Source organism: Bacillus cereus group sp. MYBKT111-2 (assembly GCF_051915205.1).
Taxonomy (GTDB): domain Bacteria; phylum Bacillota; class Bacilli; order Bacillales; family Bacillaceae_G; genus Bacillus_A; species Bacillus_A paranthracis.
Window position 1 is genome coordinate 798981 of record NZ_JBQAEG010000001.1, and the last position, 25370, is coordinate 824350.

Consider the following 25370-nt stretch of genomic DNA (forward strand, 5'->3'; position numbering starts at 1 on the left):
AAACTTGTTGTTTTTTATTATATGGGCTATTTTTTAAAAAATCAATAGTTTTATTTTTTCTGACAAAAAAATATAGGGAGAAAATTTCCCCTCCCTATAACTGCCCTATTAAAATTTCTAACTCTTCAGCTGTAACGCTCCGCCACTTTCCAACTTCAAGCTCATTTAGCTCTATATTCATAATGCGTACTCGCTTTAACTTTGTTACAGTAAACCCGAAAGCTCGACTCATTCTACGAATTTGTCTGTTCATTCCTTGCGTTAAAACGATGCGAAATGTAGACTGATCCACTCTCGTCACTTTACATGGCTTCGTCATTCCATCTTTAATCTTTACACCGCTGGACATCTCATCAATAAACCAGTCCGTAAAAGGTTTATCGACTGTGACAACATATTCCTTCTCGTGCTCATGATCACCATGTAAAATTTGATTTGCAATCGCACCGTCATTCGTTAATAAAATAAGGCCTTCTGACGCTTTATCTAATCGCCCAACTGGAAAGATTCGCTCTGGGTAATTGATATAATCAATAATATTATCTTCAATATGATCAGCTGCTGTACAAGTAATGCCAACTGGCTTATGAAAGGCGATATACACCTTTTCTTTCTCTTCTTTTGCAAGAACCTGCCCATCAATCGTTACAACATCACCATCGTTCACGAGTGCACCGTGCGTACATATTTCGCCGTTAATAGCCACGCGCCCAGCTTTAATAAGGCGATCTGTTTCACGTCTTGAGCAGGATTTTGCTTCGCTTATGTATTGGTTGATTTTCATAGCTTATTCCTTTTCACATATATTAAAAGCGTCAATCTATGGCAATATCATTATGCCACGATTGACGCTCGTTTACTTCGCAAAAACAACTAAATAAATAACCCCAATCACCAAAAATATTCCGCAACAAGCTAACAATACTTTTGCAAGTTTGTCCATAAACATATAATGGTTTCCCCTTTGTTTCGTTGTTTTCTATTTTAATTCGACAACTGTTACGCCTAAGCCTCCCTCGCCCATGTCACCGTAACGGAATGTTTTCACACCGCGATGCTTCTTCAAGTAATCTTGTACACCTTGGCGAAGCGCTCCTGTTCCTTTACCGTGAATGATTGATACGCGAGGATAGCTTGCAAGCTGGGCATCGTCTAAATATTTCTCAACGCGCGCCATTGCATTTTCAAATCGTTCACCACGAAGGTCAAGTTCTAATGAAACGTGATAGTCTCTACCTTTTACTGTTGCAACTGCTTTTTTCTCTGTTTGTTTCGGTGTGTTAATGTATTCCATGTTAGATTCTTTTACTTTCATCTTCAGAATACCAATTTGTACGCTCCACTCTGTATCACTTACTTTTTCAAGTAATTGACCTTTTTGACCGAACGTTAATACTTTTACTTCATCACCTGCGCGCAACTGTTGTTTCGGCGCAGTGTTTTTCACGTTTACTTTTTGTTTCTTCACAAGCTCTGGTGCTGCGCCTTCTAGACGGCTCTTCGCTTCAATTAACTCGTGATCTTTCACGTTTGCAAGCTGTGCTTTACGCAATTGACGAAGTTCTTGAATAATGCCTTCTGCTTCTTTCTTTGCAGCTTCGACTTTTTCTTCCCCTTCTTTTTGCGCTTTTAATAATCGTTCATCACGATCTTCATTAAATTCAATGATTTGACGTTGTAATTCGCGATGTAGTTTTTCAGATTGCTTGCGAAGTGCTTCTGCTTCGTTCCAGTCACGCTCTGCATTCTTTTGACTTTCTTCTAACTTCGCAATCATATTTTCAATTTTGTTTGTATCTGTACTAATGTGATTGCGTGCTTGCTCAATGACGCGATCAGATAATCCAAGGCGTTTCGAAATTTCAAAGGCATTACTACGTCCTGGTACACCGATTAATAATTTATACGTTGGGCTTAATGTATTTACATCAAACTCAACGCTCGCATTAATAACTTGCTCACGATTATATCCGTATGCTTTTAATTCTGGGTAATGCGTCGTAGCAACAACGCGAGCACCACGATTACATACTTCATCTAAAATCGAAATGGCTAGTGCAGCCCCTTCTTGTGGGTCTGTTCCAGCACCTAATTCATCGAATAAAACTAAGCTTTCGAAATCAGCTTTTTCTAAAATATCAACAATGTTCACCATATGTGAGGAGAACGTACTTAAACTTTGTTCAATCGATTGCTCATCACCGATATCAGCAAAGATATGTTTGAATACACAAATCTCTGACTCATCCATTACTGGAATGTGAAGACCAGATTGCGCCATTAACACACAAATACCAACTGTTTTCAGCGTAACTGTTTTACCACCTGTATTCGGTCCTGTAATAACAATTGTCGTGAAATCTTTCCCTAACATAATGTTATTTGGCACAATAATTTCTGGATCGATTAGCGGATGACGAGCTTGTCTTAAATCCATATAACGCTCGTTATTTACAATCGGTTTCGTTGCTTTAATTCGCTTCGCATAAAAAGCTTTCGCAAAAATGAAATCAAGATTTGCAACTACTTCTACGTTTGATAAAACGATATCGGCTTCTACTGCCACTTCTTCTGTTAACATCAATAAGATGCGTTCGATTTCTTGTTTTTCTTTCACACGTGCTTCTTGGAGCGCGTTATTTAACTCTACAATGACTTGCGGTTCAATAAATAACGTTTGTCCCGAAGCTGATTGATCATGAACAATACCGCCATATACGCCGCGATATTCTTGTTTTACTGGGATTACGTAACGTTCGTTACGGATCGTTACAATTGAGTCAGACAGCATCTTTTGCGCGTTTGAAGAACGCGTCATGTTTTCTAACTTTTCACGAATACGGCTTTCTGCAGTACGAATTTGAGTACGAATACCGCGCAGTTTATCACTTGCGCTATCGACTACTTCCCCGCCATCACCGATACAATTTGTAATTTTCTTTTCTAAATCATATAAAGATACAATTTGAGCGACATGAGTTTCTAAAATGGGAAGCTCAACACCATTATCAACCATATCTTCAATGAAACGTTTCATATTGCGACTGCCATACATCGTATTGGCAATATCAAGTAGTTCATTTGGACTTAACATACTTCCAATCTTTGCACGCTTCACATTGGAGCGAATATCCGTAATACCACCTAATGGTGCACTACCCTTTAGACGAATAACTTTCGCTGCTTCATCCGTTGTATCTTGCATTTCTACAATTTCTTCAAAATCAGTGCTCGGCACTAAATGCTTCACTTTGTCACGACCAAGTGAAGATGCTGTATGTTCAAGTAATTGTTCTTTTACTTTATTATATTCTAATACACGCAACGTTCTTTCTAACATGTTGCAGGTCCCCCTTGTGTTACTTATTACGTTTAATATAGTCTAATAAACGTTCAATATCCCACGTGTTAATTACGTTATCTTTTTGAATCCAACCCTTACGTGCTGCCGCTACACCTGTTTCCATATCTTCTAACATTTCAAGTGTATGAGCATCCGTGTTAATCGCTACTTTTACACCGGCATCTTGTGCTTGTTTTAATAATTTCGCGCTTAAATCTAGACGGTTTGGATTCGCATTTAATTCTAAAACTGTATTTGTTTCTTTTGCGAGTTCGATTAATAAGTCTGTATCTACATCGTAGCCCTCACGACGTCCAAGAAGACGTCCTGTCGGATGGGCAATCATTGTGACATGTTTATTCTCTAGCGCAGCACGAAGACGTTTCATAATCGTTTCACGGTCTTGTGAGAAGCTAGAGTGAATTGCTCCAATGACATAATCTAGTTCTGATAATACTTCATCATCAAAATCAAGCGAGGCATCCGGTAAAATGTCCATTTCAATTCCGCGTAAAATTGTAATGTCTGGATACTTTTCGTTCATACGTTCAATTTCTTTCGCTTGTTCACGAAGGCGCTCTTTCGTTAAACCGTTCGCTACTTTCAAGTATTGTGAGTGATCAGTAATTGCCATAAACTTATATCCACGAGCACGGCACGCTTGTACCATCTCTTCAATAGAAAAAGCACCATCACTCCATGTTGTATGCATATGTAAATCACCTTGTATGTCAGAGAACTGAATTAAGTTAGGATACTCTTTAATTAATTCAATTTCTTTTCCATCTTCACGCACTTCTGGCGGGATAAATGGAAGACCGAAATGAGCAAAAAATTCTTCTTCCGTCTCAAATGTTTTCACTTCACCTGTTTCCAAGTTCTCTACACCGTACTCACTAATTTTCTCGCCTTTATCTTTTGCGATTTGACGCATTTTTACGTTATGGTCTTTTGATCCTGTGAAATGGTGAAGAGTTGTAATAAACTCTTCTGGTTTTACTAGGCGGAAATCAATCGAAATATCATATTCATATTGAAGACGGACCGAAACTTTCGTATCTCCGCTCGCGATTACTTCAATCATATTATCAAATTGTAGTAAATGCTCACGTACTGCAGCTGGTTCTGTCGTTGCAATAATAAAGTCTAAATCTTTTACTGTTTCACGAACACGGCGCAAACTACCAGCGCGAGAGAAACGAATTACCTCAGCAATATTCGACAATTTCTCCTCTATTTCCCCGGCAATAGGCAATACCATCGCGATTGGTAAACGCTCTGGACGAGATCCTACTTGATCGATTGCTTCTAATATTTTCTCTTCTGTTTTTTTGCCGAAACCAGCTAAAGCTTGTACTTTATTTTCCTCACAAACCGCTTTTAGCGATTCCATATCAACAACACCAAGTTCTTTATATAACTTAGCTACCTTTTTACCACCAAGGCCTGGTAATTTTAATAACGGTAATAAGCTACTTGGCACTTCTTGTTCAAGCTCTTGTAATACTTCAGATGTTCCCGATTCTATATATTCTTGAATAACTGCCGCTGTTCCTTTTCCAATGCCCGGAATCTTCGTGAAATCTTCAATCTCAGAAAGACTACGATCATCACTTTCTAATGCTGCTGCCGCTTTACGAAATGCAGATATTTTAAATGGATTCGCGCCCTTTAGTTCCATAAAAAGCCCGATTGTCTCTAATAATTTGATAACTTGTTTTTTATTTACTTTCATCATTACCCCGCCTTTCTTTCATAGAAAAAAACTTCTCTTTCCGAAAAAAGAGAAGTTATACTCTGCTACCTGTCTGCCATAGTTCCTTCACCTTTTCAGAGAGAATCGGTGTATCGTCTACAATTATTTTGCTAATTGATGATTGTTGTAATGGTGTTTGTAATTGTTCAATCGGAAGAATGTTTCCAATGATAATTAAGACAAACAAAATAATATATACTTCTAAAAATCCGAGGAGTGCCCCCGCAAACGCATTTACTTGCTTTAAAACCGGTATTTCTGCAAACATATTTAACAAATTACCAAGTAATGAAAGTGCAATTTTTGTGATAATAAACAATATGATAAACGCAAGCGCTTGATAAAATACTGTCTCAATATTATTTGCATCAATCCATTCTGGAACAGATACGTTTTTATCAAATGGATACGGAATAAATTTCGCAAGTGCTGGCGCTAAATCTTTACAGTACCAGTATGCAACAAGGTATGCGATAATAAAGCTTGTTAACTTTACAAGTTGCAGAATAAACCCTCTGCGTAAGCCGAGGAAAAATCCCATAACAAGCAGTAAAATGATAATAATATCAATCATGTTATTCCATTCCTTTTTTTGTCATACTTTCTTTCAATTTCTCATGTTCTTCTTTTAATTTTATGTAATCGTGTATGACGTTTACCGCCGTCAATACCGCTAGTCTACTCGTGTCAAGCGAAGGATTCTTGGCATTGAGTTCGCGCATTTTATCATCCACAATCGCTGCTACCATGCGGATATGACTTGTACTTTCATCGCCAACAACTGAATATTGCTGACCATAGATTTCTACATTAATTCGACTTTTCTTTCCCTTTTGTTGTGACAACTCACCGGCCTCCAATCACGTACAGAATCCTAAAGTTTATCATACCATGAACCTTCATAATATGGAAACAGAAAGAACAATCCGATATGATAAAAATAACAATATAAAAAAAGGGGTGACCATTATGTCAAATTCTATCGTAATTCAAACAAATTCTACAGTAATTGAAGACATGAAACAACAATATAAACATTCGCTTAGCCCGAAAACTCCACAAGGCGGAATCTTCATGGCAAAAGTGCCATCTTGCACAATCACAGCGTATAAATCTGGAAAAGTAATGTTCCAAGGTGGACGTGCTGAAGCAGAAGCTTCTCGTTGGCAAACTGTCTCTCAAACACCGAAAACAGCTGTAAAAAGATCTGTTGATTCACACCGTTATGCACCGCCTGCTTCCATCGGTACAATGTCGATCGTAGGGTCAGATGAAGTGGGGACTGGTGATTTCTTCGGACCGATGACAGTCGTTGCTGTATATGTGGATGCGAAGCAAATTCCACTACTAAAAGAACTTGGTGTAAAAGACTCTAAAAACTTAAATGACGAACAAATTACTGCCATTGCAAAACAACTTCTACACGTTGTTCCTTACAGCTCTCTCGTTCTTCATAACGAAAAATATAACGAGCTATTTGATAAAGGAAACAACCAAGGTAAGTTAAAAGCTTTACTACACAATAAAGCTATTACAAACTTATTAGCTAAAATGGCACCTATAAAACCTGAAGGCGTCTTAATCGACCAATTCACACAGCCTGATACATACTACAAATATTTAGCAAAACAAAAACAGGTACAACGTGAAAATGTTTACTTCGCAACGAAAGGCGAAAGCGTCCATTTAGCAGTAGCCGCCGCCTCCATTTTAGCTCGTTACTCATTCGTAAAACAATTTAACGAACTAAGCAAAAAAGCTGGTATGCCCCTTCCAAAAGGTGCAGGTAAACAAGTTGATATCGCCGCCGCTAAATTAATTCAAAAGCTTGGTAAAGAACGATTACCTGAGTTTGTGAAACTGCATTTTGCTAATACGGAAAAGGCGTTTCGCTTACTAAAATAGTATCGACAAAAACAGGAGCCTACAAACTCCTGTTTTTTGTTTCATCCTACTATTATCCTTATAGTTTTGTTATAATTATAATATACAGATTATTCTAACATAGGAGGGGATCCCTATTGCTACTTCTACAAATGATTCTAAATATTTTACTAGGTAATCCACACGAAAGACAGTTCGAAATTAGGGAAAACATTCATCTACTAAGCGAACAACGAGAGTTCAACGATTTAATAGAGCGCTATGGCCGATCTTTCTTATTAAACTTTCGGATCCGCAGGTTTATCGGGAAACACGATGCCCGCTCGTTAATACATAATCCAGCAAAACTACAACACTTCTGTGAGGAACTTGAATGTATGATTAGAAAAAGGAGGTTTTTCATATGAACGCTGTAAAAGTTAAAAAGGTATTATATGCTTTCGTACACATCGTAGGTCCTCTATCTTACCTCACTATTTCTACCATTTGGGGCGCTTTTTTCACTACTAAATCTACATTTGAAAATATATCTGATAATCTTGGCGTGATGGCCATCTATTACGTGTTCATGAGTTTACTGTGGTTTTTCTATTTCGATCGATTAGACAAAGATGTAGATAACATTACAAAAGAGATTCATGATAAAAAGATGTAACACATAAAAAGGAGAGTCGCCAAGACTCTCCTTTTTATGTTAGCTTTGTTTCTGCTTCTTATTAGATGAAGATACTTTATGAGAACCTGTTTCATGTGTTGTCGTTCCTTGTCCTTCTACTTCTGGAGAACCTAGGCCCGATCTTGAATGATCTTTTTTCACTTTTTTACTCATTTATATTCACCCCTTCGCGTTACTTTTTGCTACAGGAGAATAAACTATACAAAATAAAAAGCGAGAGGAAATCCTCTCGCTTTTTTCATATTTTAGAATTCAGAAGAACCTGGAGTTCTTGGGAATGGAATTACGTCACGGATGTTAGCCATGCCAGTGATGTACATTAGGAAGCGCTCGAAACCTAGACCGAATCCAGCGTGTTTTGTACCGCCGTATTTTCTAAGTTCTAAGTACCACCAGTAGTCCTCTTCTTTCATGCCTAATTCTTTAATTCTATCTACTAAAACGTCCATTCTTTCTTCACGTTGACTTCCGCCGATTAATTCGCCGATGCCCGGAACTAGAAGGTCAGTAGCAGCTACTGTTTTACCGTCATCATTTAAGCGCATGTAGAATGCTTTAATGTCTTTCGGATAGTCAGTTACGAATACAGGGCGTTTGAAGATTTCTTCTGATAAGTATCTTTCATGCTCTGTTTGTAAGTCAATACCCCATTCTACTGGGTATTTGAAGTCAGCACCTGATTCTTGAAGTACTTTAATTGCTTCTGTATAAGTGATGCGACCGAAGTCAGAGTTAATTACGTTGTTCATACGCTCTAGAACTGTTTTATCAACGAAGCTGTTGAAGAATTCCATTTCTTCTGGTGCATGCTCTAATACGTATTTCATTGCATATTTCAGCATATCTTCTGTAAGGTTCATTACGTCACCTAGTTCAGCAAATGCAATCTCAGGCTCAACCATCCAGAACTCAGCTGCGTGGCGAGTTGTGTTTGAGTTTTCTGCACGGAATGTAGGTCCGAATGTGTATACATCACGGAATGCTAATGCATAAGCTTCAGCGTTCAGCTGTCCACTTACTGTTAAGTTTGTTTCTTTGCCGAAGAAGTCTTTTGATTCATCAACTTGTCCGTCTTCGCCTTTTGGTACGTTGTTTAAATCTTGCGTTGTTACGCGGAACATTTCGCCCGCACCTTCTGTATCACTACCAGTAATGATTGGTGTGTGAACATGTACGAATCCACGCTCTTGGAAGAATTGGTGAATCGCAAATGCTGCGATAGAACGTACGCGGAACGTTGCAGAGAATGCATTTGTTCTTGGACGTAAGTGAGCAATTGTACGTAAGTATTCAAACGTATGACGTTTCTTTTGAAGTGGATAATCAGAATCTGATAAGCCCTCAATATCAATTTTTTCTGCTTTAATTTCAAATGGTTGTTTCGCTCCAGGCGTTACAATTACTTTACCTTCTACTTTAACTGAAGAGCTAAGTGGAAGTTTTGCAATTTCTTTGAAGTTATCTAATTCTGTATCGAAAACGATTTGAACGCTTTTGAAGAAGCTACCGTCGTTTAATTCGATGAAGCCAAATGCTTTTGAATCACGTAAGTTACGAATCCACCCTGATACTTGTACTGTTTGACTTGCGTATTTATCTGTATCTCTATACAGACTTTTTACTAATGTGTTTTCCATAGTTAAATTCTCCTTTGCTGATATATTTAAATACAAAAAAACCTTTCATCCATAAAGGGACGAAAGGTTAAACTTCGCGGTACCACCCAATTTGTCATAAAGACCAACTTTAACTCGTATGTAATACATACTTCCCGGTTTGTAACAGGCCGGATTCCCGTCTAAGTCTACTCTTGAATACAAGATTCAATTTCGGTTAGCAACTCCAAGGTGTTCTTCACATATACCGCCTCATCAGGCTCTCACCGTCCCTGACTCGCTTTGGATTATAGTATATACTACTTTTCCTTATCATCGTCTTTCATTTTGTTAAACTAAAATTAATGTACTACATTCGAGAGAAAGATGCAAGACACCTAAAAATATATCGACGATTTTTACAATCGTTCCATAAAAAAATTGCCGGAATAAATCCGGCAATTTCTTATTATTTACGTAACTCCGCACCAAATTTCTCTTCTACCGCTGTTAACACGCGGTTATGTGCTTCTGTTACTTCTTCGTCTGTTAACGTACGCTCTGCATCGAAGTAGTTCATAGAGAATGCAAGTGATTTCTTGCCTTCTTCCATTTTTTCACCTTCGTATAAGTCAAATAGTGTTACGTCTTTCAGAAGTTCTCCACCAGCTTCAGCAATAACTTGCTTCATTTCGCCAGCTTTTGTTTCTTTCGTTACGACAACAGCCATGTCACGTGTCATAGATGGGAAACGTGGAATTGCTGAGTAGTAAGTTTCTTCAGCGTCTGCACCGAATACTTTTACAAGAGATAGTTCAAATACGAATGTATTTTTCACATCTAATTGTTTTTCTGCTTCTGGGTGCAATTGACCGATGAAACCAATTACTTCGCCTTCTAATACGATGTCAGCTGTACGACCTGGGTGCATACCTTCACGTTTTGCTGGTGCATATGTGATTTGGTTTGAAACGCCAAGTACGTCAAATAGACCTTCTAGTACACCTTTCACAACGAAGAAGTCTACTACTTTTTTCTCACCTTGCCATGCATGGTGAAGAGCAAGACCTGTCATAACACCCGCAAGATGTTGTTCTTCTTTCGGAAGTTCTCCTTCTTCTGTCGGTAAGAAGATAGAACCTACTTCGTATAAAGCAACGCTATCGTTTTTACGAGCGACATTGTATGAAACTGCTTCTAACAATTGTGGCACTAAGCTTAAACGAAGTTGGCTGCGTTCTTCACTCATTGGAAGTGCAAGAGCTACAGGCGCTTTTTCGTTTGGCTCCACCATATATTGTTTCGCTTTGTCAGCGCTTGTTAATGAATACGTGATTGCTTCATATAAACCAGCACCTTCTAAGAAGCGACGTACTTTACGACGTTTCGTTTGCGCTGCTGTTAATTTACCACGTGTCATCGTTCCAGAAGGTAATGTAACTGGAATGTGATCATAACCGTATAGACGGCCCACTTCTTCTACTAAGTCTTCTGAAATTGTAATATCAGGACGACGTGCTGGTACATTCACGTGGAATGTTCCTTCTACTTCTGTGAATGGGAATTTTAAGTTTGTGAACATTGTACCCATTTCACTTGCAGAAATATTTGTACCTAATACACGGTTTACTTTTTCAGCAGTAACAGACACTGTACGCTCTTGTACTTGTAAGTTGTCAGCTTCTACTACTCCTTCAAGTGCTTCACCGCCAGCGTATTTTGCCATTAAAGCAGCTGCATGTTGAATTGCTTCAAATGTACGTGTTGGGTCGATTCCTTTTTCGAAACGTGCACTTGATTCACTGCGAAGACCTAAGTCTTTTGATGTACGGCGCACTGTTTGACCTGCAAAGTATGCAGACTCAATTAGAACGTTTACTGTTTCATTTGTAACTTCTGAATCCGCTCCGCCCATTACACCAGCAACTGCTAAAGCTTTTGTTCCGTTTGTAATGACAAGATGGTGGTCTTGTAACGTACGCTCTTGATCATCTAATGTTTCAATTTTTTCGCCTTCTTTTGCAAGACGAACAACGATTTCTTTTGAACCTAATTTATCGTAATCGAATGCATGTAACGGTTGACCGTATTCCATTAAAATGTAGTTTGTAATATCAACTACGTTGCTAATCGGACGAATGCCAGCTGCCATAAGGCGAGTTTGCATCCACATTGGTGATGGACCAATTTTTACGTTCTTCACCATTTTTGCAATGTATAATGGATTTTCTTCTTTCGCTTCTACACTTACAGAAATGTAATCAGCAGTTTTTTCTGCTGTTTCTTGTAGGTCGATAGCTGGAAGTTTTACTTCACAGCCATAAATAGCAGCTACTTCATATGCAACACCTAACATGTTTAAGCAATCTGCACGGTTTGGTGTTAAACCAAGCTCAAGTACTTCATCATGTAAGTTTAAAATTTCAAGTGCATCTGCACCAACTTCAGCGTCACTTGGGAAGATGAAGATACCATCTGCATATTCTTTTGAAACTAACTTTCCATCAATGCCAAGCTCTTGAAGAGCACAAACCATACCGTGAGAAGCTTCACCACGTAGTTTTGCTTTTTTAATTTTGAAATTACCAGGAAGTACAGCGCCAACTTTTGCAACTGGTACTTTTAAACCTTTTGCAATGTTAGCAGCACCACAAATAATTTGAACTGGTTCTTCTTCACCGATATCGATTAAACATTTGCTTAACTTATCAGCTTCTGGGTGTTTTTCACATTCTAATACGTGACCAACTACAACACCTTTTACACCTTTATTTAATACTTCAACGCCTTCTACTTCAATACCACTTTTCGTGATTTTGTCTGCTAGTTCTTGTGCCGTTACATCTTTAATATCTACATACTCTTGTAACCAACGATATGATACGAACATACTTATCCTCTCCTTCCCTTACGCTCGTTTGAATTGTTGTAAGAAACGTACATCATTTGTATAGAAATGACGAATGTCATCTACGCCGTATTTCAACATTGCGATACGCTCTGCGCCCATACCGAATGCGAAACCTTGATATTCTTTTGAATCATAACCAGCCATTTCAAGTACGTTCGGGTGAACCATACCTGCACCTAAAATTTCAATCCAACCAGTTCCTTTACAAGTGCCGCAACCTTTGCCATGACACATCATACAAGAAATATCCATCTCTACAGATGGCTCTGTGAATGGGAAGAAACTTGGACGAAGACGGATTTCACGATCTTCACCGAACATCTTTTTCACGAATACTTGCAGTGTACCTTTTAAGTCACTCATGCGAATGTTTTTATCAATTACAAGACCTTCAATTTGCATGAACTGGTGTGAATGCGTCGCATCATCGTCATCACGGCGATACACTTTACCAGGACAAATAATTTTAATTGGGCCTTTTTCTTTATTATTTTCCATCGTACGTGCTTGCACAGAAGATGTATGTGTACGTAGTAACGTTTCTTCTGTAATGTAGAATGTATCTTGCATATCACGCGCTGGGTGATCTTTCGGTAAGTTTAATGCTTCGAAGTTGTAGTAGTCTTTTTCTACTTCTGTTCCTTCTGCTACTTCATAACCCATACCGATGAATACATCTTCAATTTGTTCAACAACAGCTGTTAACGGATGGTGACAACCTGTTTCAACAGGACGACCTGGCAATGTAACATCAATTGTTTCAGTTGCTAATTTCGCTTCAATTACTGCTTTTTCTAAGTTGCTGATTTTGTCGTCTAGACGCGTTTGAATCGCTTCACGTACTTCATTTACTAATGCTCCCATACGTGGACGCTCTTCTGCTGATAATTTTCCCATGCCGCGTAATACTTCTGTAATTGGACCTTTTTTTCCTAAATACGCTACGCGTACGTCGTTTAAGCCTTTTAGCTCTTTCGCTTCTTCAATAAGCTCTAACGCTTTTTGCTTTAGCTCTTTTAAACGTGCTTCCATTTGGAACCCTCCTAATTTTAAAAATAAAAAAACCTCGCTCCCAAAAAGGGACGAGGTAAATTCGCGGTACCACCCTAAATTGACAGAACATGTCTGCCCACTCATTAGTTATAACGATCAATTCTGACCGGAACGCCTTTACATATACATGGTCCTGGCGTCAACTCCAGAGGTGAATTCACTTCCGTCTACCATAAGAATGCTTTCAGTCTAAGGCATTCTCTCCCTATATGGCGATTTTGTAAGCTACTCTTCTCTATCAACGTTTTTCGTTATTTAACTTTTAATATAATATACTTCAACTTATTATAAGAAGTTTTTTATTTGTTCGCAACCGGGCTTTGCAAATAATACGTTAAAATCCCTGCTGCAACTGCAACATTTAATGATTCTGCCCCGCCGTAAATCGGAATATACAAGTTTCGATCCGTTTTTGCAAGAATTTCTTGGCGTACGCCGTTTCCTTCATTTCCTACAATTAATGCAAAGCTACCAGCTGGTGTTACTTCCCCGTACGGAACTCCATTTTCAAGAGCTGTTCCATATACAGGAACGTTATTTTCTTTTAGCTTGTCTACCCATTCTTCTAAGTTCCCTTTTACAATTGGTAAGTGAAAAATAGAACCTTGTGTAGAACGGAGTACTTTACTATTATAAACATCAACACAACCTTCTCCAAGCACAACGGCATGAATACCAGCTGCATCAGCCGTACGAATAATTGTCCCTAAGTTACCTGGGTCTTGCAGGCCATCTAATAAAAGAAACTTCCCATCAGCAAGAGCTACTTCCTTCTCATGCTTTTCACAAACAGCAAATACACCTTGTGTCGTTTCTGTTTCACGAAGTACTTTTACGATTGCTTCCGGTACGATATACATTTCCACATCATTAACTGTCCAATCTTTCGGAAGGTCTGTCTGATCTGAAACGATAAGTTCTGTTACAACTCCTGCTTTTAAAGCTTCTTCCACTAAGTGGAATCCTTCTACAAAAAATAAACCTTTTTTATCGCGCTCTTTTTTCGTTTGCAGCTTTTTCCACTGCTTCACACGCGGATTTTGTACTGAATCAATGTTTTTCATAATATGTATTTCCCTCTCTTCTTGTCTTATCATTATAGCCTATTTTTCATACATATTTACATAAAAAAGAACAAAAACTAACGTCAGTTTCAATTCTGAAGAAGAGGTGAAAACAATGAGTTTTAATTTACGCGGTGCTGTATTAGCAAATGTATCTGGTAATACACAAGACCAATTACAAGAAACAATTGTCGATGCAATTCAAAGCGGTGAAGAAAAAATGCTTCCAGGTCTTGGTGTTTTATTCGAAGTCATTTGGAAAAACGCTGATGAAAATGAAAAGCATGAAATGTTAGAAACACTAGAGCAAGGATTAAAAAAATAAGCAATTTAAAAATCACCTTTGCATAAGCTAAGGTGATTTTTTTCTTCTCCTAAACATTTCTACTTTACTAACGCTACTCGATGGAGTACAATGTTCAAAATACATTTAAACCGATCGATTTTTCTTCATATACACCATTAGATAAAAGGAGTGAATGTTTTATGCACCGTATTACGCTTGAACAAATTTTTAAACACCACATTACACAAAAATACGTAAATCGTTCTGGGATGGTCCACGCGATCGCTGTCGCTTACCATGCGTTTCACTTAGCTAAAAAGCATCACGCCTCAGTCGATGCTGCGACAAAAGCCGGTTTCCTTCATGATATCGGACATCATACGTGGTACACAGGCGGCGAATGGGACTATGATTTATATAAAAAGAATGATATACACGCAATTAAAGGAGCAGAAAGAGCTCATAAATTGCTTATTAGATTAGGAGAGCACCCTAAACTAGCAAAAGAAATTTCTATCGCAATTCTTCTTCATACAGATTCTTTCTTAGTGGAACAAGAAATTGAAAGAACGTCTCTTCAAAATATTATTAAATGGGCAGACGAAGCAGATGAAGAACCGGGCGGAGCGCATCATTATCGAACAATTTCTTATGAAAAAGCATTAAAAGCAATTCAGCAATTAGACCGATTGGTAGAGCGTGAATTACAAATAGAACAATCAAAATCAAATAACAAAGCAGAACATAGTTATCAATAAGAAAGAGGCATCACTATAGGGTGATACCTCTTTTATTATTTTATGGAAAATACACCTTTATATGTAATATTTAAATGTTACACCCGAAAACAAGATGTTCTATAATTAAATATACAAATATAAAGAGGTGATTTTACATATGCAATCTGCTACACAACTTTCTAATGAACAGAACTACTCTATGTCATGGTTACAATTTCTTGGAGTTTTATTCATTCTCTTTCCATGTCTCTCATTAATAAATATAATTCTTACATTTTTACCTATTGAGTTATACGGATACATTAACCCAAATACAAATAAATTTTTGCTTGATTCTATAAAAAATGTAAGTTACGAATTAGTTGCCTTACTTTTACTAATTGCATTTATCACGAAATATAGACCACTGAAAGAACTAGTATTACCTACATTCGATTTTCGAGTTTTAAAATCTTTTCGGATGTACATCTATGTTCTTATTTATTATGTAATCACCTTGTTTGTAGATATGTTTGTGCTAGATAAATTATTCCCTTCATCCGTACAAGAACAGTCTGATGCATTACAACTTTCAACACTAGAGCACTATCCACTTCTCTTACTTCTAGCTAGTGGGATTTTTGCCCCTATTTTTGAAGAGCTTGTATGCAGAGGGATTCTTCTTCGTTTTTTCGAAGAGAAGTTTACCTTTTGGATAGCTGTAATCCTCTCAAGTTTAATTTTCGGTATTGCTCATGTCTACTCTGTGGGAGTTATGTTTAGTGCATTTGTTACTGGAATTTTCGCTTGTTTATTGTACAAAAAAACTAAATCTATTATTCCAGCTGTCCTATTACACATTTTAACCAACGTAATCGCTTTTTTATATTAAGAGAGAGGTATCACAATACCTCTCTTTACTCTTTTATCACAATTATAAACTCTTCTGTTAACACTTTTAGACAAACCATTTGTACAGAACATCTATATAAAATTATTAATGTCTGTAAATAGTAGCTTCAACATATCTTTTTACTACAATGATGACTTTTTTGCATAAATATTCTATAATCTTTATATATAACTATTTAATAAAAAAGGATAGGTGATTCACTATTATACAAGCCACGCAACTAACTTACCCACAAAAACATCCTATGTCACTCTCACAATTTCTATTTTCGCTCGTTTTCGCGATTTGGGGAACAGGATTTCTAGCTGATCTCTTTATAGGTCTTCCTACCGTTATTTATACAGACAGTTTAACCGATCCAAAACAAATTGCTTTAGCAAAATCACTTACTACTTTTGGAAGGCATTTATTTGTATTGTGCATTTTATTAATTTTAATTTATGCATATAAACCGTTAAGAAATTTAATTGTCCCAACACTAAACTTTACAGCATTAAAAAAAGTAAGCACCTACATCTATATAATCCTTTTTTACGGACTACATATCGTTAATGATATATTTATCATTAATAATATTTTTCCTGATGCGGTAAAAGAACAGTCATCCGCTTTAGACCTAGAAATGTTAAAACAATACAAACTGTTATTGCTAATAGGTGGCGCTATACTTGTACCTATTTTTGAAGAACTTATAGTTCGCGGCATTATTCTTCACTTCCTACAACAGCGCTTCCCCTTTTGGATTGCAGCACTTGGGTCTAGTTTCCTCTTCGGAATAGGTCATATATACTCAACTGGTGTGATGTTTAGTATGTTCATCATGGGTCTATTTATGGCAATTTTATGTAAAAAAACAAAATCCATTATTCCAGCTATATTACTTCATATTATAAATAATATGTTAGCCTTTTTAGGATAAAGAGAGGTATCATCACGATACCTCTCTTTACTCTTTTATAACAACTTCAAACTCTTCTTCCACGTAATGCAACATAAAGATTTCTTTATCGTTCTTCTTTAAATGATTTAATATATGTTCCATATCATTACTAATTTCTCTTTTAGTAGTATCGGTATGTACCGCTATTTCATCTATTTGATCTATTCCTTTTTCATTTACTGTCTTCGTATATTTTCTCGCATAATCGATAGATTTATATTTTGTAATAGCTGCAATCCAATTTTTTAGCGTATTTTTCTCTTCATCATACTCTTCAATATGATTCCAAATTACCAATAACACATCGTCCATACATTCCTCTTGCACATCTTCAAACGAAGCTAAATGCTTCTGAATAATACTTTTTATTAGTCCGCTGTACTGGTCAATAATAAAATCTAATGCTTTTTCGTTCCTTTTCCTTAGCTGATTCACCACATTTTCTTCTGTAATTTTCATATGTCTCCTCCTCTCTCTCATGCTCTACATCTATTAATTCGTATCGTTATTACTCATTTCTATCAATTTATACATATTTATTAATAATATCCAAAATAAACCTCATGTAGTAAAATATAACTGATTACACAGAAGGAGATTACATATGTTGAGCTTACTTTGGGTTATTTATATGCCACTTCTTGTTTTATGCGGATTTTTTGGTGGTATTTTTTTAATTGTTACTAGCGTGAAACACCGTAAATTATTTGTCGGTTTAATGGGGCTACTTAGCTTTTCCTTTGTCACACTACCTTTTGTTTTTTGGGGCATGGGAATGGAGGGCAATACAATCCTTCCTATTTCAACTACTTTATATTGGATACTGTTTTCTTTAACTGGATTATTAGCTGGAATAAGTGGATTACAAGCAAAAATTAAAAGTATCCGTAATATGGGATTCATTATTTTTATCGCTGGTATATTAGGGGTTATCTTCTGGTTACTCATGTCTGTAGGTGATTCATTCTATATATAATATTTTTTATCAACCTACAAATCGGAGGTAATGCAAAAGTGTTTGGAATATTAACTTGGATGATTTTAGCTCTTACTTTGATGTTATGCGAATTCATCGTCGGCATTTTTTTAATTATTGCTGGTATGAAATATCGTAAATTACTTACTATTATAGCTGGTTTAATTAGCATATCTCTTATCGTTGTTCCTATCATTTGTATAGGTTATGGAATAGATTTAGAGGGGATGGTTCCAATTTCGGGAACTTTATATTGGTTCTTCTTCTCTTTAGCTGGACTATTAGCTATTATAAGCGGAAGACAAATATCAAGTATTCGTTCTATGGGGACAATTTTGGTTATAACAGGGCTGTGCTCCGTAACTGGTTATCATCTTTTATATCTAACTACGTAAAAAAACACAAAAAAGCAGGGAAATTAATTCCCTGCTTTTCTATTTGGTTTATTGCCTGATGGTAAGAAGAACGATAACACCCAAGCAATCCCTGCGAGTATCGTTGCAATTAAGAAGGCATCGTTAATACCGTTAATTGCAGATAACTTCGAAATTTGTCCAAATAATAGTTGCGTGCTCATCGCATCTCCTGCTTGCGCTGAGCCAGCTAAGGCCGCTAAGCTTTGCCCCATGCCATGCACTTTATCAACTAAAATTGGATTTGACGTTGTTAACATGTTTCCATAATCTGCTACATGCGCAGTCGTTTGTTGCGTCATAAGCGTGATTAATATCGCTGTTCCAATTGAACCAGCTACTTGTCTTGACGTATTTTGCGTTGCTGTACCGTGAGAAATTAATTTCATCGGTAGCGCGTTCATACCAGCTGTCATAATTGGCATCATAATGAATGACATACCAATTGAGCGTATAATATAATCCGTCATAATAACGCTATACGGTGTATCCATCGATAATTTTGTAAATTCATATGTCGCATACGTCGTAATTGCCAATCCAATTATCGCTAATGGACGAATGCCATATTTATCGAATAATTTACCCGCTACTGGTCCCATGATCCCCATAATTAATGATCCTGGAAGAAGTAGTAAACCAGATTCAATTGGCGTAAAGCCACGAATGTTTTGCAGATATACCGGAAGTAATAACATACCTCCGAATAATGCCATCGTAACGATTGCGTTAATTACTAAAGTAAAAGTAAATACCGGGTATTTAAATACTTGTAAATCAAGCATTTTATTATCCGTTGTTAACTCTCTCCAAATAAATAACGCTAAACCAATTACACCGATAATAAGTGAAATAACAACTTCGGCACTAGTCCAACTATTGTTTCCAGCTTCACTAAATCCGTACAATAAGCTTCCTAGTCCAATACTTGAACTAACCACACCGAATATATCTAATTTCGTGTTAGACACTGGCTGAGCTAGTGTAAAGAATTTTAAAGATAGGAACGTAATAATTAAACCGATAATAAACATCGCATAGAACATTAAGTTCCAGCTGTAATTTTCAATTACCCAACCTGTTACAGTTGGTCCGATAGCTGGTGCTAAAATCATTGCTACGCCTAGTAATCCCATCGCTGCTCCGCGCTTATGAGGCGGGAATAGTGTCATGAAGATATTCATACCAACCGGCATTAAAATACCCGCGCCAACCGCTTGAATAACACGGCCCGTCATCATCATTGTAAAGTTTCCTGAAGTAGCACAAATGATAGATCCTACCGTGAAGAATAACATTGCTGCTACGAATAATTTACGATACGTAAATCGTGAAACTAAAAAGGCACTAATCGGTACTAAAATACCATTTACAAGCATGAAGCCTGTAATTAACCATTGTGCTGTTGAAGTTGATACGTTAAATTCATTCATTAACGGAGGCAATGCAACGTTAATGATTGTTTGGTTTAAAATAGAAACGAACATGCCGAGAATTAATACAGCTACCACTGCTTTTACGTTCACATTCTCTACAGGCATAGACATTTGTTTTTTCGGCACTTCTTTTTCTTGTTTTACTTCTTCTTGCTTTCCTGTTTCCAACTCAACTACATTAGAAATTTCCGGTTCTTGCTTTCGTTCAATGTCTTTCTCTTCTGTTTCAACTTTACTTACTTCTATTTTACTTACGGCTGGGACTTGTTCTTCTCCCATTTTCGTTTTTTTCTTTCGTAAAAGACGATTTACAAGGAAGAAGACGATTATACAAAATAGTGCATATCCTGCAATTACAATTGAGGACATCTCATCTCCCCCTTACTTATGAATACGAACTGTCACATTCATGCCAGGAACAATATTTACTGATTTGCTATGATCTAAAGAAATTTTAACTGGTACTACTTGTGTTACTTTCGTATAGTTCGCTGTTGCGTTGCTTGATGGCAACATAGAGAATGTGTTCGCTGTTGTTAAGCCAACTTGTTCTACTTTTCCTGTTAACGTTGTATCTGGGTATGCATCTACATACACATCTACATCTTGACCTTTTTGAACATCATCAACATCTGTTTCTTCAATATTTGCTGTTACCCATAAATTGTTCATATCAAATGCATAAGCAATCGGGCTACCTGCTCCAACGAAAGCATTTGTTGTTGCGTTTGATTGTACAACTGTTGCATTTTGTGGAATTGTTACATCTACTGTTTGTTCTCCATTCGCTGCTGCTACAGTGACAGCACCTAATTTATCATTCTCGTTGTAGTTCTTACCTACTTCAGCTTTCCAGTCAGTTAATTTCCCTGCTACTGGTGATGCAATCGGAATTACCTTTCCATCAATTTTTGCATTGTCTGTTTTTAAGTAATTTTCCGCTTGATTGTAATAGTAATAACCACCAATACCACCACCAACTAGTACAATTAATGTGATAATGTTGATAATCACCATTCTTCGAAACTGATTCATTGCATTCCTCTCCTTATATCGCATATAATTTTTTTCTAAACTATTTACGTCCTTATTGTTTAGATTGTTTAATTGTTAATTATATTAACTTTTAAACAAAAAAATCACACCATCTGCAGTGTAAATCGAAATTTATCTACCTGCGAGCGGTGCTGATTTCTGAAGGACTATCGTTTATAATTATAAATAATTATTTCAAATCTACAACCGACAATTCACGTACGAAATGTCGCTTAAACAACAATATGATACCAATATGTTGTTTAAATACAGAAAATTAAACGAGGTGAAGTAAAAATGTCTATTAAAAATACAAATGATCCACGTGTAAAACGGACGAGACAACTCATACAGGATGCTTTTGTCGCTTTAGTAGGCGAAAAAGGGTTTGAAAATGTAACTGTTCAACATATTGCAGAACGTGCTCCTGTAAATCGTGCTACGTTTTATAGCCATTACCACGATAAATATGACTTATTAGACAAAAGCATTGAAGAAATGTTAGAGAAGCTAACAGAAGTTATTAAACCAAAAAATAGAAATAAAGAAGATTTTCAACTTACATTTGATTCACCACACCCAAATTTCTTGGCTTTATTTGAACATATCGCAGAAAATGCGAACTTCTATAACGTCATGCTTGGTGATAAAGCTGCTGGAAACTATACGTATAAGATGATGAAAGCAATTCAAACACATTTAACATTAAGCCTCTCTATTGCACAGCCTAACGATGAAAAACTAATGGTTCCACGTGATATTCTCCTTAGTTATGTTACTGGTGCCCACCTCGGCATGATTATGTCATGGCTAAAAAAAGGGATGATATATACCCCACATTTTATGGCCATGCAATTAACTCGTTTAATCATTTTAGGGGCTCATACTGCCGCGGGATTAGAACGACCTTTTTAAAACACAAAAAAGCGAAGGAGAGGCTCCTTCGCTTTTTCTATCAATTAAATGTAATGTTATGTACAGCCTCTTTATCAAGACGTTTAATAACTTCTACAATTAACTTCACTGCATTTTCATAATCATCACGGTGTAACATTGCCGCATGAGAATGAATGTAACGGGTTGCAATCGTAATTGCCATAGACGGAATACCATTTACAGCAATATGAATTGCACCTGCATCCGTTCCACCGCCCGCTACTGAATCATATTGGTATGGAATTTGTAATTCATCAGCAACATCAACTACAAAGTCACGTAAACCTGTATGACCAATAACAGAAGCATCATATAAAATGATCTGTGGTCCATCACCCATTTTACTTTGCGCTTCTTTTGATGTTACACCAGGTGTGTCACCAGCAATACCAACATCTACCGCGAACGCGATATCCGGTTTAATATAGTTTGCAGATGTTTTTGCACCACGAAGACCGACTTCTTCTTGTACAGTCCCTACGCCGTATACAACGTTTGGATGCTTTTCATCTTTTAATTGTTTTAATACGTCAATTGCAATTGCACAACCAATTCGGTTATCCCATGCTTTTGCAAGTAGCATTTTTTCATTCTTCATTACTTGGAATTCAAAATAAGGTACAACTTGATCTCCTGGTCGTACGCCCCACTCCATTGCCTCTTCTTGACTAGAAGCACCAATATCGATGAACATGTCTTTAATGTCAACTGGCTTTTTACGCGCTTCTGGAGGTAAGATATGAGGTGGTTTTGAACCGATAACACCTGTTACATCTCCTGTACGCGTTACAATTGTTACCCGTTGTGCAAGCATAACTTGTGACCACCAGCCACCAACCGTTTGGAAACGAAGGAAACCTTTGTCATCAATTTGTGTAATCATAAAGCCAACTTCATCTAAATGACCTGCAACCATAATTTTTGGGCCGTTCTCTTCCCCTACTTTTTTCGCAACTAAACTTCCTAAATTATCAGTAGAAAGTTCGTCCGCAAACGGCTCAATATATTTCTTCATTACTTCACGTGGTTCACGCTCGTTACCCGCAATACCACGCGCATCTGTTAATTCTTTTAGCATTGTCAATGTTTCGTCTAATTTTGTCATTGCCAACACCCTCCTTTTTCTTCATTCACTTCATTATACAAAAGGAAATTGAAATATTCAAAAATTAACTTAGTATCCTTGTGTTTGACGCTGATGATTTACTTCGTTTTTATCTAAATATGCCTTTTCAATCTCTTCTTGTTCAAACTCAAGCGCTTGTCCAAGTCGAAGGTAGCTTGTAAATAATTCAATATAGTTCGTAATAGATGGTTGATCCGTAAAACGAATCACCTTCGCATATGTGTCTAAGAAAATTTCCACTTGTGTTTTATTCGTCTGTGCACACTTATAGAATAAGAAGTTTTTATCAATACCTAAATCAATTCCGATTGATAAAATAAAATGCAAACCATCTACGTATTCTTCTAATATTACTTCACGTTCTGATGCTGGTTTGTTGCTCCAATATTTAAAACAACGTGTTTCATTTGCAAGTTCTCCAATTTCTACAAGAAGAGCTAACATTTTCTCTTTTAACAATTTTTTCGGTTGTAAGTCATGTTCTTTCGCAATACGGTCATCTAATTCTTTTTGTAATTTAAATAGTTGTAGTAAGTCCACTCTATTGTCCTCCTCCAACATCGCATTTTACGCAACAATGTTGTTTCATCTCAAAGTTCATTATTTTTTTCGTTTCTTATTAATAAGTCAGCCATTTACCTCTTTACAAAATAGCTTGTCCTTAATTTACAAATACGTTTCAATCATCACGATTAGATTGTTCACTCCGATTGGTGGTAGTTAATCATTATACGTGGATTGTCCACTAATAAAAATATTATTTTATCTGATGAAAGTTCCATATCATCTTTCCATTATAGCAGTGTCGTTTCAGGTAGGAAAGCTACTCTTCTTTCCAGAGGATGATAATTAAAAGAAGCCAGGAGGATTCTCCTGACTTCATATGCATATTCTTCTATATTGCTATAACTTTTATATTGATTTTGTCATATCGATAACGACACACTTCTCTTTGCATACAAATAAAAAAACCTTAGAAGAAAAATCTTCTAAGGTTTCAACTAATTAATTAGTTAATGTTGTTTTTTGCAACTGTTGCTAATTCAGCGAAAGCTTTTTCGTCATGAACAGCTAAGTCAGCAAGCATCTTGCGGTTAACTTCGATGCCAGCATTTTTAAGACCGTGCATTAAGCGGCTGTAAGAAAGACCATTCATACGAGCTGCTGCGTTGATACGTGTAATCCATAATTTACGGAAGTCACGTTTCTTTTGACGGCGGTCACGGAATGCATACATTAGAGATTTCATAACCTGTTGGTTAGCAACCTTGAATAATGTATTTTTTGAACCGTAGTAACCTTTTGCTAATTTAATTACTTTTTTACGACGTTGACGAGTAACTGTACCACCTTTTACTCTTGGCATAATATTACCTCCTAATTGTTCTATATATCAGCCGAACTTATTTTAAGTTGTCAAGCATTTGACGAATGCGTTTGAAGTCACCAGCGCTTACTACACCAGCTTTACGTAGTTTACGTTTAGCTTTTGTAGATTTGTTAGCGAATAAATGGCTTGTGTAAGCGTGAGAACGTTTCAGTTTACCTGATCCAGTCTTTTTGAAACGCTTTGCAGCGCCGCGATGAGTTTTTTGTTTAGGCATAGGTATTTCCTCCTCTATCTATTACTTATCGTTTTTCGGTGCTAAAACTAAGAACATACTGCGTCCTTCCATTTTAGGCTTAGATTCGATTGTACTAACTTCAGCACAAGCTTCTGAGAAGCGATCTAAAACACGTTGACCGATTTCTTTATGAGTAATGGCACGTCCTTTAAAGCGAATTGACGCTTTAACCTTGTCGCCTTTCTCTAAAAACTTGATAGCATTACGAAGTTTTGTGTTAAAGTCGTGTTCATCAATTGTTGGACTTAAACGAACTTCTTTCATGCTAATTACTTTTTGATTTTTGCGCTGTTCTTTTTCTTTCTTCTGTTGCTCAAAGCGGAATTTACCGTAGTCCATAATGCGGCATACTGGCGGTTTCGCATTTGGAGCAACTAATACTAAATCAAGATTAAGATTTGCAGCTAAGTCTAAAGCGTCATTACGAGACTTGATTCCAAGTTGATCGCCATTTGCACCAACTAAACGTACTTCACGTGCACGAATTTGCTCGTTAATCATCATATCCTTGCTAATAGTAAGCCACCTCCAAGGTTTTCTCAGAACATAGTTTGTAGTCATAGAACCCGACAAAAAAAGTGCGGGCATACGACACCCACACTTGTAAAATCTTAAGTAAGAAATACATTTACCTGTAAACTGCGAATGCGTCCATCAGGTGAGAAGCGGGTGCTTCTACTTGT

Annotated in this window: 27 protein-coding genes, 1 pseudogene and 3 other annotated features (1 of these 31 only partly in view); of the genes and pseudogenes, 10 read left to right on the forward strand and 18 right to left on the reverse strand. The window is 36.9% G+C overall.

What is annotated here, in order from left to right; all coding sequences use genetic code 11:
• Positions 1 to 94 precede the first annotated feature (94 nt).
• The 5 genes from ACTFNE_RS04220 to zapA form a co-directional block, all read right to left on the reverse strand.
• Positions 95 to 784, reverse strand: a complete 690-nt coding sequence (locus ACTFNE_RS04220; RefSeq protein WP_046198145.1) for a 23S rRNA pseudouridine(2604) synthase RluF — start codon at positions 782 to 784, stop codon at positions 95 to 97.
• A 195-nt stretch (positions 785 to 979) separates the two neighbouring features.
• A complete protein-coding gene (locus ACTFNE_RS04225) occupies positions 980 to 3340 on the reverse strand; it encodes an endonuclease MutS2 (RefSeq protein ID WP_270705110.1) in 2361 nt (786 codons plus the stop codon).
• A 19-nt stretch (positions 3341 to 3359) separates the two neighbouring features.
• Positions 3360 to 5078 carry a DNA polymerase/3'-5' exonuclease PolX gene (gene polX, locus ACTFNE_RS04230; protein WP_270705138.1) on the reverse strand — a complete coding sequence of 573 codons (1719 nt, stop codon included), beginning with the start codon at positions 5076 to 5078 and terminating at the stop codon, positions 3360 to 3362.
• 55 nt (positions 5079 to 5133) lie between these two features.
• Positions 5134 to 5673 carry a CvpA family protein gene (locus tag ACTFNE_RS04235; protein WP_000565413.1) on the reverse strand — a complete coding sequence of 180 codons (540 nt, stop codon included), beginning with the start codon at positions 5671 to 5673 and terminating at the stop codon, positions 5134 to 5136.
• Position 5674: 1 nt separating this feature from the next.
• The gene (zapA, locus tag ACTFNE_RS04240) at positions 5675 to 5944 is read right to left on the reverse strand and encodes a cell division protein ZapA (RefSeq protein WP_000082701.1); all 270 of its coding nucleotides are present in this window, start codon (positions 5942 to 5944) and stop codon (positions 5675 to 5677) included.
• 124 nt (positions 5945 to 6068) lie between these two features.
• Here zapA and rnhC point away from each other — a divergent pair, with 124 nt between their 5' ends.
• From rnhC to ACTFNE_RS04255, 3 genes are all read left to right on the forward strand, one after another.
• Positions 6069 to 7004 (forward strand): ribonuclease HIII, encoded by a 936-nt coding sequence (gene rnhC, locus ACTFNE_RS04245; RefSeq protein WP_000071600.1) that lies wholly within the window; start codon positions 6069 to 6071, stop codon positions 7002 to 7004.
• 116 nt (positions 7005 to 7120) lie between these two features.
• Positions 7121 to 7390 (forward strand): hypothetical protein, encoded by a 270-nt coding sequence (locus tag ACTFNE_RS04250; protein WP_098487447.1) that lies wholly within the window; start codon positions 7121 to 7123, stop codon positions 7388 to 7390.
• Positions 7387 to 7638, forward strand: a complete 252-nt coding sequence (locus ACTFNE_RS04255; protein WP_000994756.1) for a hypothetical protein — start codon at positions 7387 to 7389, stop codon at positions 7636 to 7638. Before ACTFNE_RS04250 ends, ACTFNE_RS04255 begins: the two co-directional genes overlap by 4 nt.
• A 39-nt stretch (positions 7639 to 7677) precedes the next feature.
• On the opposite strand, the gene ACTFNE_RS04260 is transcribed toward ACTFNE_RS04255, so the two are convergent.
• From ACTFNE_RS04260 to ACTFNE_RS04280, 5 genes are all read right to left on the reverse strand, one after another.
• A complete protein-coding gene (locus tag ACTFNE_RS04260; protein WP_000039589.1) occupies positions 7678 to 7812 on the reverse strand; it encodes a YuzL family protein in 135 nt (44 codons plus the stop codon).
• Between the two features lie 92 nt (positions 7813 to 7904).
• Complete coding sequence (asnS, locus tag ACTFNE_RS04265) at positions 7905 to 9296, reverse strand: asparagine--tRNA ligase (protein ID WP_046198150.1); 1392 nt, start codon at positions 9294 to 9296, stop codon at positions 7905 to 7907.
• 52 nt (positions 9297 to 9348) lie between these two features.
• Positions 9349 to 9600: a binding site (T-box leader), on the reverse strand.
• A gap of 123 nt (positions 9601 to 9723) precedes the next feature.
• On the reverse strand, positions 9724 to 12144 hold the full coding sequence (gene pheT, locus ACTFNE_RS04270) for a phenylalanine--tRNA ligase subunit beta (RefSeq protein WP_439997959.1): 2421 nt from the start codon (positions 12142 to 12144) through the stop codon (positions 9724 to 9726).
• A gap of 18 nt (positions 12145 to 12162) precedes the next feature.
• On the reverse strand, positions 12163 to 13197 hold the full coding sequence (pheS, locus tag ACTFNE_RS04275) for a phenylalanine--tRNA ligase subunit alpha (RefSeq protein WP_000388219.1): 1035 nt from the start codon (positions 13195 to 13197) through the stop codon (positions 12163 to 12165).
• Positions 13198 to 13240: 43 nt separating this feature from the next.
• Positions 13241 to 13469: a binding site (T-box leader), on the reverse strand.
• 48 nt (positions 13470 to 13517) lie between these two features.
• Positions 13518 to 14315, reverse strand: coding sequence for a TrmH family RNA methyltransferase (locus tag ACTFNE_RS04280; protein WP_001993769.1), 798 nt, complete (start codon positions 14313 to 14315; stop codon positions 13518 to 13520).
• An 82-nt stretch (positions 14316 to 14397) separates the two neighbouring features.
• Between ACTFNE_RS04280 and sspI the strand changes: the two genes are divergently transcribed.
• From sspI to ACTFNE_RS04300, 4 genes are all read left to right on the forward strand, one after another.
• Positions 14398 to 14607 (forward strand): small acid-soluble spore protein SspI, encoded by a 210-nt coding sequence (gene sspI / locus ACTFNE_RS04285; protein WP_000009513.1) that lies wholly within the window; start codon positions 14398 to 14400, stop codon positions 14605 to 14607.
• A gap of 161 nt (positions 14608 to 14768) precedes the next feature.
• Positions 14769 to 15326, forward strand: coding sequence for an HD domain-containing protein (locus tag ACTFNE_RS04290; protein ID WP_000554788.1), 558 nt, complete (start codon positions 14769 to 14771; stop codon positions 15324 to 15326).
• Positions 15327 to 15465: 139 nt separating this feature from the next.
• On the forward strand, positions 15466 to 16179 hold the full coding sequence (locus tag ACTFNE_RS04295) for a CPBP family intramembrane glutamic endopeptidase (protein ID WP_270705109.1): 714 nt from the start codon (positions 15466 to 15468) through the stop codon (positions 16177 to 16179).
• Between the two features lie 265 nt (positions 16180 to 16444).
• Positions 16445 to 17119 (forward strand): CPBP family intramembrane glutamic endopeptidase, encoded by a 675-nt coding sequence (locus ACTFNE_RS04300; protein ID WP_270705108.1) that lies wholly within the window; start codon positions 16445 to 16447, stop codon positions 17117 to 17119.
• 51 nt (positions 17120 to 17170) lie between these two features.
• On the opposite strand, the pseudogene ACTFNE_RS04305 reads toward ACTFNE_RS04300, so the two are convergent.
• Positions 17171 to 17599, reverse strand: a pseudogene (locus ACTFNE_RS04305) (sigma-70 family RNA polymerase sigma factor); the annotation flags it as partial.
• A 145-nt stretch (positions 17600 to 17744) separates the two neighbouring features.
• Between ACTFNE_RS04305 and ACTFNE_RS04310 the strand changes: the two are divergent.
• Together ACTFNE_RS04310 and ACTFNE_RS04315 are read left to right on the forward strand one after the other, a co-directional pair.
• On the forward strand, positions 17745 to 18116 hold the full coding sequence (locus tag ACTFNE_RS04310) for a DNA-binding protein (RefSeq protein ID WP_270705107.1): 372 nt from the start codon (positions 17745 to 17747) through the stop codon (positions 18114 to 18116).
• A 38-nt stretch (positions 18117 to 18154) separates the two neighbouring features.
• Positions 18155 to 18511 (forward strand): ammonia permease, encoded by a 357-nt coding sequence (locus tag ACTFNE_RS04315; protein ID WP_270705106.1) that lies wholly within the window; start codon positions 18155 to 18157, stop codon positions 18509 to 18511.
• A gap of 23 nt (positions 18512 to 18534) precedes the next feature.
• Here the strand turns inward: ACTFNE_RS04315 and ACTFNE_RS04320 are convergent, their stop codons facing one another.
• On the reverse strand, positions 18535 to 20334 hold the full coding sequence (locus ACTFNE_RS04320; protein ID WP_095843180.1) for a DHA2 family efflux MFS transporter permease subunit: 1800 nt from the start codon (positions 20332 to 20334) through the stop codon (positions 18535 to 18537).
• Positions 20335 to 20346: 12 nt separating this feature from the next.
• A complete protein-coding gene (locus ACTFNE_RS04325) occupies positions 20347 to 21000 on the reverse strand; it encodes an HlyD family secretion protein (RefSeq protein WP_001071404.1) in 654 nt (217 codons plus the stop codon).
• A 297-nt stretch (positions 21001 to 21297) separates the two neighbouring features.
• On the opposite strand from ACTFNE_RS04325, the gene ACTFNE_RS04330 reads away from it, so the two are divergent.
• Entirely contained in the window at positions 21298 to 21915 is a 618-nt protein-coding gene (locus tag ACTFNE_RS04330) for a TetR/AcrR family transcriptional regulator (RefSeq protein ID WP_000023669.1), read from the forward strand.
• Between the two features lie 40 nt (positions 21916 to 21955).
• On the opposite strand, the gene ACTFNE_RS04335 is transcribed toward ACTFNE_RS04330, so the two are convergent.
• The 5 genes from ACTFNE_RS04335 to infC all read right to left on the reverse strand — a co-directional run bounded on the left by ACTFNE_RS04335 (position 21956) and on the right by infC (position 25191).
• The gene (locus ACTFNE_RS04335; RefSeq protein ID WP_042514634.1) at positions 21956 to 23041 is read right to left on the reverse strand and encodes a M42 family metallopeptidase; all 1086 of its coding nucleotides are present in this window, start codon (positions 23039 to 23041) and stop codon (positions 21956 to 21958) included.
• Positions 23042 to 23110: 69 nt separating this feature from the next.
• Entirely contained in the window at positions 23111 to 23602 is a 492-nt protein-coding gene (locus tag ACTFNE_RS04340) for a dUTP diphosphatase (protein WP_000365050.1), read from the reverse strand.
• Positions 23603 to 24071: 469 nt separating this feature from the next.
• Positions 24072 to 24428, reverse strand: a complete 357-nt coding sequence (rplT, locus tag ACTFNE_RS04345) for a 50S ribosomal protein L20 (RefSeq protein ID WP_001138362.1) — start codon at positions 24426 to 24428, stop codon at positions 24072 to 24074.
• A gap of 37 nt (positions 24429 to 24465) precedes the next feature.
• On the reverse strand, positions 24466 to 24666 hold the full coding sequence (gene rpmI, locus ACTFNE_RS04350) for a 50S ribosomal protein L35 (protein WP_001125945.1): 201 nt from the start codon (positions 24664 to 24666) through the stop codon (positions 24466 to 24468).
• 21 nt (positions 24667 to 24687) lie between these two features.
• Complete coding sequence (gene infC, locus ACTFNE_RS04355; RefSeq protein WP_000973214.1) at positions 24688 to 25191, reverse strand: translation initiation factor IF-3; 504 nt, start codon at positions 25189 to 25191, stop codon at positions 24688 to 24690.
• A gap of 62 nt (positions 25192 to 25253) precedes the next feature.
• Positions 25254 to 25370, reverse strand: a sequence feature (ribosomal protein L20 leader region) (it continues 4 nt past the right edge of the window).

Coding starts and splice junctions, on each gene's coding strand:
- ACTFNE_RS04220 (WP_046198145.1), bottom strand. CDS start 784: ATGAAAATCAACCAATACATAAGCGAAGCAAAATCCTGCTCAAGACGT.
- ACTFNE_RS04225 (WP_270705110.1), bottom strand. CDS start 3,340: ATGTTAGAAAGAACGTTGCGTGTATTAGAATATAATAAAGTAAAAGAA.
- polX (WP_270705138.1), bottom strand. CDS start 5,078: ATGAAAGTAAATAAAAAACAAGTTATCAAATTATTAGAGACAATCGGG.
- ACTFNE_RS04235 (WP_000565413.1), bottom strand. CDS start 5,673: ATGATTGATATTATTATCATTTTACTGCTTGTTATGGGATTTTTCCTC.
- rnhC (WP_000071600.1), top strand. CDS start 6,069: ATGTCAAATTCTATCGTAATTCAAACAAATTCTACAGTAATTGAAGAC.
- ACTFNE_RS04255 (WP_000994756.1), top strand. CDS start 7,387: ATGAACGCTGTAAAAGTTAAAAAGGTATTATATGCTTTCGTACACATC.
- ACTFNE_RS04260 (WP_000039589.1), bottom strand. CDS start 7,812: ATGAGTAAAAAAGTGAAAAAAGATCATTCAAGATCGGGCCTAGGTTCT.
- asnS (WP_046198150.1), bottom strand. CDS start 9,296: ATGGAAAACACATTAGTAAAAAGTCTGTATAGAGATACAGATAAATAC.
- pheT (WP_439997959.1), bottom strand. CDS start 12,144: ATGTTCGTATCATATCGTTGGTTACAAGAGTATGTAGATATTAAAGAT.
- pheS (WP_000388219.1), bottom strand. CDS start 13,197: ATGGAAGCACGTTTAAAAGAGCTAAAGCAAAAAGCGTTAGAGCTTATT.
- ACTFNE_RS04280 (WP_001993769.1), bottom strand. CDS start 14,315: ATGATAAGACAAGAAGAGAGGGAAATACATATTATGAAAAACATTGAT.
- sspI (WP_000009513.1), top strand. CDS start 14,398: ATGAGTTTTAATTTACGCGGTGCTGTATTAGCAAATGTATCTGGTAAT.
- ACTFNE_RS04290 (WP_000554788.1), top strand. CDS start 14,769: ATGCACCGTATTACGCTTGAACAAATTTTTAAACACCACATTACACAA.
- ACTFNE_RS04295 (WP_270705109.1), top strand. CDS start 15,466: ATGCAATCTGCTACACAACTTTCTAATGAACAGAACTACTCTATGTCA.
- ACTFNE_RS04300 (WP_270705108.1), top strand. CDS start 16,445: ATGTCACTCTCACAATTTCTATTTTCGCTCGTTTTCGCGATTTGGGGA.
- ACTFNE_RS04310 (WP_270705107.1), top strand. CDS start 17,745: ATGTTGAGCTTACTTTGGGTTATTTATATGCCACTTCTTGTTTTATGC.
- ACTFNE_RS04320 (WP_095843180.1), bottom strand. CDS start 20,334: ATGTCCTCAATTGTAATTGCAGGATATGCACTATTTTGTATAATCGTC.
- ACTFNE_RS04325 (WP_001071404.1), bottom strand. CDS start 21,000: ATGAATCAGTTTCGAAGAATGGTGATTATCAACATTATCACATTAATT.
- ACTFNE_RS04330 (WP_000023669.1), top strand. CDS start 21,298: ATGTCTATTAAAAATACAAATGATCCACGTGTAAAACGGACGAGACAA.
- ACTFNE_RS04335 (WP_042514634.1), bottom strand. CDS start 23,041: ATGACAAAATTAGACGAAACATTGACAATGCTAAAAGAATTAACAGAT.
- rplT (WP_001138362.1), bottom strand. CDS start 24,428: ATGCCAAGAGTAAAAGGTGGTACAGTTACTCGTCAACGTCGTAAAAAA.
- rpmI (WP_001125945.1), bottom strand. CDS start 24,666: ATGCCTAAACAAAAAACTCATCGCGGCGCTGCAAAGCGTTTCAAAAAG.
- infC (WP_000973214.1), bottom strand. CDS start 25,191: ATGATGATTAACGAGCAAATTCGTGCACGTGAAGTACGTTTAGTTGGT.